14 protein-coding genes and 1 tRNA gene are annotated in these 14,134 nt (G+C 72.1%); 12 read left to right on the plus strand and 3 right to left on the minus strand.

Annotation, left to right across the window (positions count from 1 at the left end):
- Window positions 1-46: 46 nt before the first annotated feature.
- Entirely contained in the window at window positions 47-1,267 is a 1,221-nt protein-coding gene (locus J3P30_RS07145; RefSeq protein ID WP_210480236.1) for a pyridoxal phosphate-dependent aminotransferase, read from the minus strand.
- 161 nt (window positions 1,268-1,428) lie between these two features.
- Here J3P30_RS07145 and J3P30_RS07150 point away from each other — a divergent pair.
- The 7 genes from J3P30_RS07150 to J3P30_RS15390 all read left to right on the plus strand — a co-directional run bounded on the left by J3P30_RS07150 (window position 1,429) and on the right by J3P30_RS15390 (window position 5,518).
- Window positions 1,429-1,501, plus strand: a tRNA-Trp gene (locus tag J3P30_RS07150).
- A gap of 85 nt (window positions 1,502-1,586) precedes the next feature.
- On the plus strand, window positions 1,587-1,862 hold the full coding sequence (gene secE, locus J3P30_RS07155) for a preprotein translocase subunit SecE (protein WP_210480237.1): 276 nt from the start codon (window positions 1,587-1,589) through the stop codon (window positions 1,860-1,862).
- 44 nt (window positions 1,863-1,906) lie between these two features.
- Window positions 1,907-2,848, plus strand: a complete 942-nt coding sequence (nusG, locus tag J3P30_RS07160) for a transcription termination/antitermination protein NusG (RefSeq protein WP_307807432.1) — start codon at window positions 1,907-1,909, stop codon at window positions 2,846-2,848.
- Window positions 2,849-2,959: 111 nt separating this feature from the next.
- Window positions 2,960-3,388: a 50S ribosomal protein L11 gene (gene rplK / locus J3P30_RS07165; RefSeq protein WP_210480238.1), complete on the plus strand. Its 429-nt coding sequence runs from the start codon at window positions 2,960-2,962 to the stop codon at window positions 3,386-3,388.
- Window positions 3,389-3,404: 16 nt separating this feature from the next.
- Window positions 3,405-4,094, plus strand: coding sequence for a 50S ribosomal protein L1 (gene rplA / locus J3P30_RS07170; protein WP_210480239.1), 690 nt, complete (start codon window positions 3,405-3,407; stop codon window positions 4,092-4,094).
- A 64-nt stretch (window positions 4,095-4,158) separates the two neighbouring features.
- On the plus strand, window positions 4,159-4,686 hold the full coding sequence (locus J3P30_RS07175) for a GNAT family N-acetyltransferase (RefSeq protein WP_210480240.1): 528 nt from the start codon (window positions 4,159-4,161) through the stop codon (window positions 4,684-4,686).
- A gap of 61 nt (window positions 4,687-4,747) precedes the next feature.
- Complete coding sequence (locus tag J3P30_RS15390) at window positions 4,748-5,518, plus strand: glycoside hydrolase family 16 protein (RefSeq protein WP_210480241.1); 771 nt, start codon at window positions 4,748-4,750, stop codon at window positions 5,516-5,518.
- Here the strand turns inward: J3P30_RS15390 and J3P30_RS07185 are convergent.
- Window positions 5,505-6,512, minus strand: coding sequence for an NADP-dependent oxidoreductase (locus J3P30_RS07185; protein ID WP_374058542.1), 1,008 nt, complete (start codon window positions 6,510-6,512; stop codon window positions 5,505-5,507). The two genes, J3P30_RS15390 and J3P30_RS07185, sit on opposite strands and share 14 nt — an antisense overlap.
- A gap of 278 nt (window positions 6,513-6,790) precedes the next feature.
- Between J3P30_RS07185 and J3P30_RS07190 the strand changes: the two genes are divergently transcribed.
- From J3P30_RS07190 to J3P30_RS07200, 3 genes are all read left to right on the plus strand, one after another.
- Window positions 6,791-7,945 (plus strand): endo-1,4-beta-xylanase, encoded by a 1,155-nt coding sequence (locus tag J3P30_RS07190; RefSeq protein WP_210480242.1) that lies wholly within the window; start codon window positions 6,791-6,793, stop codon window positions 7,943-7,945.
- 127 nt (window positions 7,946-8,072) lie between these two features.
- Window positions 8,073-8,822 carry a response regulator transcription factor gene (locus tag J3P30_RS07195; protein WP_282593728.1) on the plus strand — a complete coding sequence of 250 codons (750 nt, stop codon included), beginning with the start codon at window positions 8,073-8,075 and terminating at the stop codon, window positions 8,820-8,822.
- Window positions 8,819-10,288, plus strand: coding sequence for a cell wall metabolism sensor histidine kinase WalK (locus J3P30_RS07200; RefSeq protein ID WP_210480243.1), 1,470 nt, complete (start codon window positions 8,819-8,821; stop codon window positions 10,286-10,288). The genes J3P30_RS07195 and J3P30_RS07200 overlap by 4 nt, the downstream gene beginning before the upstream one ends.
- Before the next feature lie 7 nt (window positions 10,289-10,295).
- Here J3P30_RS07200 and J3P30_RS07205 read toward each other — a convergent pair whose 3' ends face one another.
- Complete coding sequence (locus J3P30_RS07205) at window positions 10,296-11,303, minus strand: 1-phosphofructokinase family hexose kinase (RefSeq protein ID WP_210480244.1); 1,008 nt, start codon at window positions 11,301-11,303, stop codon at window positions 10,296-10,298.
- A 175-nt stretch (window positions 11,304-11,478) separates the two neighbouring features.
- On the opposite strand from J3P30_RS07205, the gene J3P30_RS07210 reads away from it, so the two are divergent.
- Together J3P30_RS07210 and J3P30_RS07215 are read left to right on the plus strand one after the other, a co-directional pair.
- Window positions 11,479-12,573 carry an acetamidase/formamidase family protein gene (locus tag J3P30_RS07210; RefSeq protein ID WP_210481910.1) on the plus strand — a complete coding sequence of 365 codons (1,095 nt, stop codon included), beginning with the start codon at window positions 11,479-11,481 and terminating at the stop codon, window positions 12,571-12,573.
- Window positions 12,566-14,116 carry an AtzH-like domain-containing protein gene (locus tag J3P30_RS07215; RefSeq protein ID WP_246852731.1) on the plus strand — a complete coding sequence of 517 codons (1,551 nt, stop codon included), beginning with the start codon at window positions 12,566-12,568 and terminating at the stop codon, window positions 14,114-14,116. Before J3P30_RS07210 ends, J3P30_RS07215 begins: the two co-directional genes overlap by 8 nt.
- The last annotated feature ends 18 nt before the right edge of the window (window positions 14,117-14,134 follow it).

Raw genomic sequence — 14,134 nt, forward strand, 5'->3', positions numbered from 1 at the left:
ATGCGCTTCCCGCTGCCGGGCGCGAGTCGTTCCTACGACCCGCGCCTCAGCCGAAGAGGCGCTGGAGGCGCTGCACGCCCTCGAGGAGGGCGTCGTCGCCGAGCGCGTACGAGAAGCGGAGGTAGCCGCTCGGCCCGAACGCCTCGCCCGGCACCGCCGCGACCTCCGCCTGCTCGAGGATCAGGTCCGCGAGCTCGAGCGACGTGGTCGGGGTCGTGCCGTTCCAGTCGCGGCCGAGCAGCGCGGTCACGTCCGGGTAGACGTAGAACGCGCCCTCGGGCGTCGGGGTGACGAACCCGTCGATCGCATTGAGCTCCGCGACGATCCGCCGGCGCCGTCGGTCGAAGGCCCGGCGCATCGCCTCCACCTCGTCCTGAGGGCCGGTGAGGGCCGCGATCGCGGCGCGCTGTGAGATGTTCGACACGTTCGAGCTCAGGTGCGACTGCAGGTTCGCCGCCGCCTTGATCGCATCCGCCGGTCCGACCATCCAGCCGAGGCGCCATCCGGTCATCGCGTAGGACTTCGCCACGCCGTTCACGAGGATCGTGCGATCCGCGAGGGACGGGACCGCCCGGACGATCGACACCGCGGCCTCGGGCGTCGCGTCCTCGGCGAGCCCCTCCGGGTAGACGAGGTTCTGGTAGATCTCGTCGGCGATGACCCACAGCCCGTGCTCGTCGGCCCACTGGCCGATCTCGCGAGCCTGCTCGGCGCTGTAGACGGCCCCGGTCGGGTTGGAGGGGGACACGAAGAGCAGCACCTTCGTGCGCTCGGTGCGCGCGGCCTCCAGCTGCTCGACGGTCACCAGGTAGTCCTGGTCGGCTCCGGCGAACACCTCCACGGGAACGCCACCCGCAAGCTTGATGACCTCCGGGTACGTCGTCCAGTACGGAGCCGGCACGAGCACCTCGTCGCCCTCGCCGACGATGGTCGCGAACGCCTGGTACACGCCCTGCTTGCCGCCGTTGGTGACGATCACCTGCGACGGGGAGACCTCGAGGCCGCTGTCGCGCAGGGTCTTCGCCGCGATCGCCTCGCGCAGCTCCGGGAGGCCCGCCGCGGCGGTGTAGCGGTGGTTGCGCGGGTCCCGCACGGCGCGCTCCGCGGCCTCGACGATGAAGCCCGGTGTGGGGAAGTCCGGCTCGCCCGCCGCGAAGCTGATGACCGGGCGGCCCTCCGCCTGGAGCGCCTTCGCCTTAGCATCCACCTTCAGGGTCGCCGATTCGCTGATCGCGGCGATGCGGGGGGAGATGCGCGAGGAGGCCATGCCTGCAAGACTAGCCAGGCGCCCGGGAGGCAAGGATCGGCTCGTCACCGGGCCTCTGTTAGACTGGGCGACACTGGTCGGAAGAAGCCAGCATTTGCCGCGCCCATCGGCGGAACATCGTCTCCCCTCGGGAATGGCGAAGCCCTGTGCCTCTTCCTCCTAGGGCGGTGGCTCAATTGGTAGAGCAGCGGTCTCCAAAACCGCAGGTTGCAGGTTCGAGTCCTGTCCGCCCTGCAGCCGTCCACGCAGCCGCGTGGACGGGCCCGCCGCCGAGCGGGTCCCTGGCCCGACCGGCCGAGGTGGAACACAAGGAGTTGTCGTGGCGCGGAAGGTGATCGACGAGCCCAGCGAGGACGTCGTAGCCATTGCGAGACGGGAGCGGCAGGCCCGACGGTCGCCGTTCGCCCGCATCGCGCTCTTCATCCGCCAGGTGATCGGCGAGCTGAAGAAGGTCGTGACCCCGACTCGGCGCGAGCTGTTCGGGTTCACCGCGGTGGTGCTGGTCTTCGTCATCATCATGATGGCGATCGTCGGCGGCCTGGACTTCGTCTTCAGCGCGCTGGTCGTCTTCGTGTTCGGGAACCCGCCCGCCTAGCCCACGTTTCCGCCCGCTCCCGCGGGCAGCAGAGAGAGAGCACAGTGTCCAACGAGTTGCGCGGGTACCGCGATCACCGTGGAGACCTCGACGTCGTCCCGGCCGCCGAGCAGGACTCCGAGGTCGGCGAGGTCCAGGAGGGTGACGTCCTGGGCGGTGGCGAGGTCGGCCACGCCCCCGAGGGCCCGGGCGGCATCCATGTCGTGAGCGACGACGAGGAGAACCTCGACGAGGTCCTCGACGCCGTCGAGCAGGCCGCGGACCCGGAGGCGGACGCCCTCGTGGACGAGGCGCTCGAGATCGACTCGATCGACGAGGCGGATGCCGCTGTCGCCGCGACGGACGACGAGGCCGAAGAGGCCGCGCTGGACCCGTACGAGGAGTTCCGCCGCGACCTGCGCCTCAAGCCGGGCAAGTGGTACGTCATCCACTCCTACGCCGGCTTCGAGAAGCGCGTGAAGCAGAACATCGAGCAGCGCAAGGGCAGCCTCGGCCAGGAGGACGCCGTGTTCGAGGTCCAGGTCCCCATGGAGGACGTGGTCGAGATCAAGAACGGCCAGCGCAAGCTCGTGAACCGGGTGCGGATCCCGGGCTACGTGCTCGTGCGCATGGACCTCAACGAGGACTCCTGGTCGATGGTCCGGCACACGCCGGGCGTCACCGGGTTCGTCGGCAACGCGCACAACCCGACGCCGCTCCGCTTCGAAGAGGCGTTCAACATGCTGAAGAGCACGGTGCAGGTGACCGAGGCTCCCGCGAAGGCCGCCGGCGGCGCCCGCGGTGCCGCGACGCAGGCGCGCTCCATCGCCGCCGAGGTCGACTTCGAGATCGGCGAGACGATCACCATCAAGGAGGGCTCGTTCGCGGGCCTGCCCGGAACGATCAGCGAGATCAAGCCGGAGAGCGGCAAGCTCACCGTGCTCGTCTCCCTGTTCGAGCGCGAGACGCCGGTCGAGCTCAGCTTCGACCAGGTCACCAAGCTCTAGCCGGGAATACCGGGAGCGCCTCGAGCGCTCGAACTCCAGACCACCGCACCTCGGAACCGCCGGGGAGGCGGGAGAGCGGCCCCGGCCGCTCGATGAAAGGGAAAACACACAATGGCACGTCAGAAGAAGGTCACGGGGCTCATCAAGCTCCAGATCAAGGCTGGCGCCGCGAACCCCGCCCCGCCCATCGGGCCGGCGCTGGGTCAGCACGGCGTCAACATCATGGAGTTCTGCAAGGCGTACAACGCCGCGACCGAGTCGCAGCGCGGCAACGTCATCCCCGTCGAGATCACCGTCTACGAGGACCGGACCTTCACGTTCGTCCTCAAGACCCCGCCGGCCGCCGAGCTGATCAAGAAGGCCGCGGGCGTCGCGAAGGGCTCGGCCACGCCGCACACGGCGAAGGTCGCGAAGCTCACGCGTCAGCAGGTGCGCGAGATCGCCGAGCAGAAGCAGCCCGACCTCAACGCGAACGACATCGAGGCCGCCGAGAAGATCATCGCCGGCACCGCCCGTTCCATGGGCATCACGGTCGAGTAAGGGCGGGGAGAAGAACATGGCACAGAAGTCCAAGGCCTACCGCGCCGCCGCTGAGAAGCTCGAGCCGGGCAAGTACTACACCCCTGCGGAGGCCGTCGGCCTCGCCAAGCAGACCGGGTCGAAGAAGTTCGACTCCACCGTCGAGGTCGCGCTGAAGCTCGGCGTCGACCCGCGCAAGGCGGACCAGATGGTCCGCGGTACGGTCATCCTCCCGCACGGCACCGGCAAGACCGCCCGTGTCATCGTGTTCGCGAACGGCGCCAACGCCGACGCGGCGCGTGCTGCGGGCGCCGACGAGGTCGGCGGCGACGAGCTCATCGAGCGCGTCGCGAACGGCTGGACCGACTTCGACGCGGCGGTGGCGACTCCGGACATGATGGGCAAGGTCGGCCGCCTCGGTCGCGTCCTCGGCCCCCGCGGCCTCATGCCGAACCCGAAGACCGGCACCGTCACGCCGGACCCGGCCAAGGCCGTGTCCGACATCAAGGGCGGCAAGATCGAGTTCCGCACGGACAAGCACGCGAACGTCCACTTCGTGGTCGGCAAGGCGGGCTTCTCCGAGGAGCAGCTGAGCGACAACCTGCGCGCCGCACTCGAGGAGGTCCTCCGGCTCAAGCCGGCCGCCGCCAAGGGCCGCTACATCCAGAAGGGCGCCGTGTCGACCACGTTCGGCCCCGGCATCCCGCTGGACGTCAACGCGCTGTAGAGACGCATCCGGAACGCCCGGCTCCCTCGCGGGGCCGGGCGTTCCGCCGTTCCCGGAGGTCCCCATGCCCGTCGTGCGCCCCGCCGCTCCGGCGGACGCCGCCGCCCTCGCTGAGCTCGCCGCGCTCACGTTCCCGCTCGCGTGCCCGCCCGGCACGTCGCCGGAGGCCATCGCGCAGCACATCGCGACGACGCTCAGCGTCGCGAGCTTCGAGGGGTATCTCGCCGATCCGGGCCGCATCCTCCTCGTCTCGGCCGCGCCCGAGGGACTCGCCGGCTACACCATGCTCGTGCGGGGTGAGCCGCAGGACGCGGACGTGGCGGCGGCTGTCACCGTCCGCCCCACGATCGAGCTGAGCAAGGTGTACGTCCACCCGGATCGGCACGGCCGGGGAGTCGCCGGCGAGCTCGTCGCGGCGACCCTCGTCCGCGCCGTCGAGGAGGGCGTCCGCTCGGTGTGGCTCGGCGTCAACTCCGAGAACGCGCGCGCCATCCGCTTCTACGGCAAGAGCGGCTTCGCGATCGCCGGGCCGCGCACGTACTTCGTCGGCGACCAGCCGCACTCCGACCACGTGATGGTCGCCCTCCTCTGAGCGCCTCCCGACCGGGACCCAGAAGTGCGAGGCGCTCGCACCGTGCCGGAGAATGGCGGGCGTGATCGGCGACCGGGAGCTCGTGTTCGACGAGCGGTTCGACGACCCGGCCGGGTTCGGCAAGCGCTGGATCCCGCACTACCTGCCCCAGTGGTCGTCGCGGGAGCGCACCCGGGCCCGCTGGCGGCTCGCGCACGACGGGCTGCACCTGCTCATCGAGGCGGACCAGGAGCCGTGGGCTCCCGAGTGGGACGGCGGCATCCGCGTCTCCAACCTGCAGACGGGCGTCCGCTCCGGACCGATCGGCAGCCGCGACGGGCAGCACCGGTTCCGGCCGGACCTCGTCGTGCGCGAGGCGCAGGCCGAGCGCTGGGCGTGGACCCCGCAGCGCGGCCGCATCGAGATCCGGGCCGCGGCGAACGCGGATCCCCGGACCATGGTGGGCCTCTGGCTCATCGGCGTGGAGCGCACCCCGGAGGAGAGCGGCGAGATATGCCTGCTCGAGATCTTCGGCGGCGAGATCCATGCCGATCGCGGCATGATCGGTATGGGCGTCCATCCCTTCGCCGACCCGGCGCTGACGGACGACTTCGAGAAGATCGAGATCGAGGGCGACCTCACCGCCATGCACGACTACGCGGTCGAGTGGACCCCGGAGGGGCTCGTGTTCGAGGTCGACGGCGTCGTGGTCAAGACGAGCGCGCAGTCGCCGTCGTACCCGATGCAGCTCATGCTCGACGTCTTCGAGTTCGAGCCGGATCCCGAGGGCCGGTATCCGAAGGAGTTCGTCGTGGAGCGGGTGCGGGGATGGGCCCCGGTCAGTAGTCGCTGACCTGCAGCACGACCTTGCCGCGCACGTGGCCCTGCTCGAGCAGGCGGTGCGCGTCCGCGGCGCGTTCGAGGGGGAAGACCGCGTCGGCCGTTACCCGGACGTCGCCGGAGTTGATCAGGCGCGCGATCACGGCGAGCGTCCCGCCGTCCGGCACCACCCAGAAGCCGGTGGCCCGCACGCCTGCCGCGGCGGCGTCCTCCCGCATCGTCGTCCAGCCGCCCGAGGGGAGGCTGATGAGGTGGCCGCCCGCGCGCAGGACGTCGAGGGAGCGGCGGCCGGTGTCCCCGCCGACCGCGTCGATGACGACATCGAGGCCGTCGAGGACGTCCCCGAAGTCCTGGCTCGCGTAGTCGACCACGCGGGACGCGCCGAGCCCGGTGAGCCAGCGGGCGTTCTCCGCCGAGGCGGTCGTCGCGACCTCGGCGCCGAAGTACGACGCGAACTGCACGGCGAAGTGCCCGACGCCGCCCGCGCCCGCGTGGATCAGCACCCGCTGGCCCTCGTGCGCCTTGGCCAGTTCGACGACCGTGCCCCACGCGGTGAGCGCCGCGAGCGGAACCCCCGCGGCCTCGACGTGGGACAGCACCCGGGGCTTGCGGGCGAGGTTCAGCGCCGGCACGCTCACGTACTCGGCGTAGCTTCCCGTCGTGCGGGGAAAGGCCGTCATGCCGAACACCTCATCGCCCGGCTGCAGGGGGAAGGCGTCGTAGGGCGACTCCACAACGACGCCGCTGAAGTCGAAGCCGGGGACGAGGGGCCACGACGCCGCGCGAGAGACGCCGCGTCCGGCGCGGGTCTTCGCATCGACCGGGTTCACACCGGCGGCGAGCACGCGCACGAGGACCTCACTGCCCGTGCGCACCGGCGAGGGTACGGAGGACGAGATGCGCAGCTCGTCCGGTCCGCCCGGTCGGCCCGCCGTCACCGCGCGCATGAGCTCCGGCACGGCACGGTCGACGGTGGGGACGAGGCCTCGCTGCACTGTGCCCGACACGAGCGTCCTCCTCCCCGGCGCACGGGCGCCATGCCCGCTCAGTCAACCGGGATTGTGAGTCGGCGGTGTTTCGTTCGCGTTCCAGGCCCGAGAAGGATGCCGCGCCCCAGTTCCTGACGACTCGCCGAGAAGGCGCCCCCGATTTGTTGCGCCTCCCGCCATGGCGGTTACCGTAGACACGCAACAGAAAGTTGTCGCTGGTGACCACGAAACTTTCCTGACAGTGGCGTCAGCGGTACGAAGACAAAGGAGTGCTTCTCGTGTCCTTCCGTCGAACCTTGGTTCTCGGTACAGCGAGTGTGGTGGGTGCGGCCACGCTCGTCCTGGGTGGTGTGCCGGCCTACGCCGCTGCGCCGCACTCGACCCCCGCCTCGCACCAGCACGACGACTCCCTCCGCGACCTGGGCGCGGAGTACGGCCTCCGGATCGGCACGGCCGTCAGCCCGGCCGGCCTCCAGGACCCGGAGTACCGGGAGATCATCGCGGAGGAGTTCTCCTCGGTGACCGCGGAGAACGAGATGAAGTGGGAGACCCTCGAGCCGGTCCGCGGCGAGTACAACTGGGGCCCCGCTGACGAGCTCGTCGAGTTCGCGAAGGAGAACCACCAGCTCGTGCGCGGCCACGTGCTGCTGTGGCAGAACCAGCTGCCCGCGTGGCTCACCGAGGGTGTCGCCGACGGCACCATCGGCACGGAGGAGCTCCGGGAGATCCTCCGGCAGCACGTCTACAACGTGGTGAGCCACTTCAAGGGCGACATCTGGCACTGGGACGTCGTCAACGAGGCGTTCGTCGATGACTGGGAGACCGGGGACTTCGAGTCGGGCATCCACCCGGAGCGCTTCTGGGTGCAGCACCTCGGGCCGGAGATCCTCGCCGACGTGTTCCGCTGGGCGCACGACGCCGACCCGAAGGCCGTCCTCTTCTACAACGACTACGCGATCGAGCACATGGGCCAGAAGAGCGACGCGCTCTACGCCTGGGTCCAGGAGCAGCTCGCCGCGGGTGTCCCGATCGAGGGCATCGGCTTCCAGACCCACCTCTCGACCGAGTACGGGTTCCCGGGCGGGTTCCAGGAGAACATGCAGCGCTTCGCCGACCTCGGACTCGACATCGCGCTGACCGAGGTGGACGTGCGGACGTTCGTCGACAGCCCCGAGACGCAGGAGCCGCTGACGCCGGCCCTCCAGCAGCAGCAGGAGGACTACTGGCGGCAGACCATCGAGGCCTGCCTCGCCGTCCGCGAGTGCGTCTCGTACACGGTCTGGGGCGTCTCCGACGAGCAGTCGTGGGTGCCCGGCTGGTTCACGGGCATGGGCTCGGCCCTGCTCTGGGACGAGAACCTCGAGCGCAAGCCGCAGTACTACGTGGTCCAGGACGTCCTCGAGACCGCGGACGCGAAGCACCGCACGGGCCGCGGCGCCGGCCGCAACTGACCCGATGCGGGGGCGGGTCTGACCGCCTCCATCACGAAGCGGGCCGGGGAATCTCCCCGGCCCGCTTCTGTGTTCCCGCAAAGGAGCGCCACAGGCCGCTCATAGACTTCTTCCCATACTGAGAGGCATGGCCTCCTCCGACACCGCCGCCCGCGTGGCCCGTGCCCCCATGCGCCGCGCCGACGGCTCCCCGATCCGGGTCCTCGTCGTCGACGACGAGGCGACGCTCACCGATCTCCTCTCCATGGCCCTCCGCTACGAGGGCTGGGAGGTGAAGACGGCGGGCGACGGCCGGCAGGCCCTCGCCATGGCGCGGGAGTTCAAGCCCGACGCGATCGTCCTCGACATCATGCTCCCGGACATCGACGGCCTGCAGGTGCTCCAGCGCGTGCGCGCCGACGGCACCGACACTCCCGTCCTCTTCCTCACGGCGAAGGACTCGCTGGACGACCGGATCACGGGCCTCACGGCGGGCGGCGACGACTACGTCACGAAGCCGTTCAGCCTCGAGGAGCTCGTCGCGCGGCTCCGCGGCCTCATCCGCCGCTCGATCGTCGCCGTCTCGGACGAGTCGGACCCGGTGATCACCGTCGGCGACCTGTCCCTCGACGAGGACAGCCACGAGGTGTTCCGCGCCGGCGAGCCGATCGAGCTCACCGCGACGGAGTTCGAGCTGCTCCGCTACCTGATGCGGAACCCGCGCCGGGTCCTCAGCAAGGCGCAGATCCTGGACCGGGTCTGGAGCTACGACTTCGGCGGCAAATCGAGCGTTGTCGAGATCTACATCTCCTACCTGCGCCGCAAGATCGACGCCGGCCGCGCCCCGATGATCCACACGGTCCGCGGAGCCGGGTACATGCTGAAGCCGGCGCCATGACCGGAACGCGATCGCTCCGGCTCCGGCTGGTGCTGATCGTCGCCGCCCTCCTTGCCGCCGTCGCCGCGGTGATCGGCGTCGTGTCCGTCGCCGTCCTGCAGACCTACCTGGTCGGGCAGGTGGACGCCGAGGTGCTCGAGGCCGCGGACCGGGCGGGCCGCGGACCGGGCGACGGGTCAGGGCCGGGCGGCGGGTTCGTGCTCGGCCAGGGCGAGGGCACGGTGATCGCGCTCGTCGAGGCCGGCCGGGTGACCTCGTCCGGCTACCTCGACCGCTACGGCGAGCTCCAGTCCCTGTCCGAGCCCGCGCAGGAGGCGATCCTCCAGCTCATCGGGGACGGCAGGCCGCACAGCGTGGACCTCGGCGGCGACCTGGGCGAGTACCGGATGGTGGCGATCGTCGACTCCGGCTTCGGACGCGCCCTCGTCACCGGACTGCCGCTGTCGCCCGTGCAGGACACGGTCCGACAGCTCGGGGCCATCGTCCTCGTCGTCACGGCGATCGGCCTCCTGCTCGCGTGCGCGGCGGCGTGGATCACGGTCGGTGCCGCGCTGCGGCCGCTGCGCCGGGTCGCATCGACCGCGACGAGCGTCGCGGAGCTGCCCCTCGACCGCGACGTCGACATCAGCATCCGCGTGCCGGAGAAGGACACCGATCCGGCGACCGAGGTCGGCCGGGTGGGCGCCGCCCTCAACCGCCTCCTCGGGCACGTGGGCGAGGCGCTCGCGGTGCGCAAGGCGAGCGAGGACAGGATGCGGCAGTTCATCGGGGACGCGAGCCACGAGCTGCGGACGCCCCTCGCCTCGATCCGCGGGTATTCCGAGCTGACCCGGCGCACGCAGCCGGACCTGCCGGAGGACGTCCGGCACAGCCTCGCGCGCATCGAGTCCGAGGCGATCCGGATGACCTCCCTCGTCGAGGACCTGCTCCTCCTCGCCCGCCTCGACTCGCGCCGCGAGCTCGAGCGCCGGGAGGTGGACCTGTCGCGCGTGGTGCTCGAGGCCGTCGGCGACGCCCATGCGGCGGGCCCGGACCACGACTGGACGCTCGACCTGCCCGAGGAGCCCGTCGTGCTGCAGGGTGACGAGGCGCGGCTGCGTCAGGTCGTCGTCAACCTCCTCGCGAACGCCCGCATCCACACCCCGCCCGACACGACGGTGACGGCGGGCCTGGAGCGCGCGGAGGACGGCACGTTGACGCTGCGGGTCCGCGACAACGGGCCGGGCATCGACCCGGCGGTCGCCTCGACCCTGTTCGAGCGGTTCTCGCGCGGCGACGCCTCCCGCGCCCGCACCACCGGCACGACGGGCCTCGGACTGTCGATCGTGCGGGGCGTCGTCGAGGCGCACGGCGGCACGGTCCGCGTCGACAGCGCGCCGGGCTCGACGGTGTTCACCGTGACGCTCCCCGCCGTGCCGCCCCGTGAGGACGCCGTCCGGCCGGAGCCCGCGACGGCCACGGCGTAGCCGGGCGTCAGCCGACCAGGTGCGTCGGCTCGCGCAGGGCGCGGTCCGGCTCGGGCGCCGTGACGGTCGGCTCCGGCGCGGCGTCGAAGCTCGGCAGCAGCGTCGTCGGCAGGGAAACGGCGAGGGCTCCCCAGGAGCACGCGTAGCCGAGAGCCGCGGGAAGCGCGAGCGCGGCCGGCCGGCCGGGCTCCGCCGGGACGTCGTCGCGGACCGAGTGCGCGAGGAAGCCGGCCAGGGTCGCGTCCCCGGCGCCCGTGGTGTTGACGACCTCGCTCGCGACGGCCCTGCCCCAGTGCGCCTCGTCCGCGGTGATCGCGAGGGCGCCGTCCACGCCGAGGGACACCAGCGCGATCTCGATCCCGAGCGCGTTGAGCTCGCGCCCGGCCTCCAGCGCGTCCTGGATGGTGTGCAGGTTCCGGCCGACGAGGTTGGCGAGCTCGTCCGCGTTCGGCTTGATGAGGTTGACGAGGCCGCTGCTGACCCAGTGCTCGAGCGGCGGGCCGCTCGTGTCGAGGGCGACGCGGGTCCCTCTCGCTCGGACGGCCCCGAAGAGGTCGCTCAGGTCGACGTACTCGCCCGTCTCGGCGATCCTCGGATGCACGCCCGAGACGACCAGCCAGTCCGCGTTCGTCTCATCGACCTGCTCGCGCGCGAGCTCGCACACGCGCGCCCAGTCCGACGAGCTCATCGGGATCGCCGTCTGGTTGATGTTGGTGGTGCGTCCGCCCCGGTCGACGACGGTCGTGTTGACGCGGACGCGGCCGGCGATCGGCACGATCCGCAGGATGTGCGGGTACGGGGTGCGGAAGAGGAGGTGCTCGTCGTCCTTCCCGATGGGCAGGATGCCCGCCACGGGGACCCGGGCGAGGTGCAGGGTGCGCGCGACGTTGAGGCCCTTGCCGCTCATGTACTCGTGCACCTCGTACGCGCGGTTCACCTTGCCTTCGGCGAAGGAGTCGACCAGGTAGGTGCGGTCGAGCACGGGCGCGGGCGTCAGTGTCACTACTGCGGTCAACGTGGTCCTTCCGCGACGCCGCAGCGCCGACATGGGAGCGCCGGCGTGGGCGCCGGCTCCGATCAGCCTACTGACGCGCCGCGAAGCACCCCGGTCGCGGGCGGTCACCGGGAACTCCGGCGCTGTTTCCCGCCCGTAACACCCGCGGCCTAGGGTGACGGCTGTGGCCGACCTCATGCTCAGAACGCGCTTCGACGCGCTCCAGCCCGGAACGGGGCCCCGCCCCGGGGACCACTACCTTCCCGCGCGCCCGGAGGAGGTCTTCTGGGGCCGGCTGCCCTGCGAGGAGGACGCGCCGGTGCTGACGGTCCGTCCGGGCGAGACCGTGACCGTCGACACGCTGAGCCACGAGGGCGTCCTCGAGGACCAGGGGCGGGACCCGCTCGCGTTCTTCGGCCGCCACGGGGTCCCCGCCGGCCTCGTGCTCGAGGACGCCGTCGCGCTCGCCGCGTCGGCGCATCCGCGCACGCCGGACGCCGACGGCCCCCACGTGGTGACCGGACCGATCGCGGTGGAGGGCGCGCAGCCGGGAGACCTGCTCGCGATCGAGATCGTGCGCCTCGAGCCCCGCGTCCCCTACGGCGTCGTCTCCAACCGGCACGGCAGGGGCGCCCTGCCCGGGGAGTACCCGGTGGGAGGCCGCACCGTCAGCCTCTTCTCGCCGCTGGAGCAGGCGGCCGACGGCGCCCTGAACGGGACGCTGCCGTTCGGGCCGGACTCCGACCGGGTCGCGCGCTTCCCGCTCGCGCCCTTCCTCGGTGTCATGGGTGTGGCCGTCGCCGGACCGGAGCGGCCGCACTCGGTGCCGCCCGGCGCGTTCGGCGGCAACATCGACGTCAAGCTCCTCGTCGAGGGAACCCGCCTGCTGCTGCCCGTCCAGGTTCCGGGCGCCCTCGCCTACGTCGGCGACCCCCACTTCGCCCAGGGCGACGGCGAGGTCGCCCTCACCGCCCTGGAGGCGTCCCTGCGCGCGACGCTGCGCTTCGAGGTCCTCCCCGCCGCGGAGGCGACGCACGAGTACGGAGCCGTCAGCGGACCCCTCATCGACACCGGGAAGTACCTCGTCCCCACCGGACTGCACGAGGACCTCGACGAGGCGGTGGCCCGCTGCGTCCGCGCCTCGATCGAGCTGCTGCATGCCCGATGGGGCATGGACCGCGCGCACGCCCTCGCCTACCTCTCCGCCGCGACGGACTTCGACATCTCGCAGGTCGTCGACCGGGTCAAGGGCGTGCACGCGCGCATCCGGGTGGCCGACCTCGATGGCTGAGATGCCGCGCACCGACGACATCACGGCGGACGGTCCCGTCCCCGACGGGCTCCTCGACGCGTTCTGGCGCTACGAGCAGGCCCTCATGGAGGACGACGTGGCCGTGCTCGACGAGCTCTTCGCGCCCGGTCCGCACACGCTGCGCGGCGATGCCGGCGGGCTCCTCGTGGGCTCCGACGCCATCGCCGCGTTCCGGCGGGCGCGCGGCGGCGCGCCGCGCCGTCGCATCGGAGCGGTGCACGTCCGCCGCGCCGGCGAGCAGTCGGCGCTCGTCGTTGCGGTGCTCGAGCCGGAGACCGGCGGGCGGGGCCAGCAGACGCAGCTCTGGCACCGCCACGCCGAGGGGTGGCGGATCGCCGCCGCGCACGTGAGCACGCCGGCGCCCGCGCTCGACCGCCGGATCTGGCGCGTCGCCGGCACCCCGCTCGTGCCCGGGTTGGGAACCGGCCCGCTCGTCGGGGAGACCGTCGCGGTCAAGGACCTGTTCGCGATCGCCGGACAGCGGATCGGCGGAGGGGTGCCGCAGTACCTCGACGAGGCGCAGGAGGAGAGGACGACCGCGCCGGCGGTCCAGGCCCTCCTCGACGCCGGCGCCGACGTCACGGGCATCGCCCGCACGGACCAGTTCGCGTACAGCATCGCCGGAGACAACGGCTCCTACGGAACGCCGCCGAACGCCGTCGTGCCGGGGGCGCTGCCCGGCGGCTCGTCGAGCGGACCCGCGTCCGCGGTCGGCCTCGGTCACGTGTCGGTCGGCCTCGCGACCGACACCGCGGGTTCCATCCGCGTGCCCGCCTCCTACCAGGGCCTGTGGGGCCTGCGCACGACGCACGGCGCGGTGCCCGCCGAGGGGCTCCTGCCCCTGGCCCCGTCCTTCGACACGGTCGGCTGGCTGACCCGGGACGCGGGCACCCTCGAGCGCGTGGCCGGGGCGATGCTGCCGCAGGGCGGTCCGGCGGAGCAGCCGCCCGCCGTCGTGCCCGCCCTCCTCGACACCCTCGAGAGCGACATCCGTGCGGCCTTCGAGTCGGCGGTGGGACGGCTCGTCGCCGACGGACTGCTGGAGGCGCCCGACGACGCGTCGGTTCCCGACGTCGGGGGCACCTACTCCGCCTTCCGCACCGTCCAGGCGGCCGAGGCGTGGCGCGTCCACGGCGAGTGGCTCGAGGCGCACCCCGGCGCGGTCACCGGCGCTGTCGCAGCCCGCTTCCGAGCCGCCGCTGCGGTGACGGGGGATGAGGAGCGCCGAGCGCGGGACGTCCTGGCCGAGCGGCGCGACCAGCTGCGGCGGCTGCTGACGGAGCGCGTCCTGCTGCTGCCCGCCGCCGCCTCGCCGGCGCCCCTCATCTCCGCTGCGCAGGACGAGGTCGATCGGCTGCGTGCCGCCACGCTCACCCTGACCTGCCTCGCCGGGGTGGCGGGGGCACCGTCGCTGTCGGCACCGCTCGCCGGAGTCCGCGGGGCCCCGCTCGGGGTCGCCCTCGTGTCGGCGCCCGGCACCGACGTCGCGCTGGTCCGCCGCGCCGCGCGGTTACATCCCTGAAACACCCGTTTCGTACAC

Origin of the sequence: Naasia sp. SYSU D00948 (assembly GCF_017916515.1) — a bacterium.
GTDB lineage: Bacteria > Actinomycetota > Actinomycetes > Actinomycetales > Microbacteriaceae > Naasia.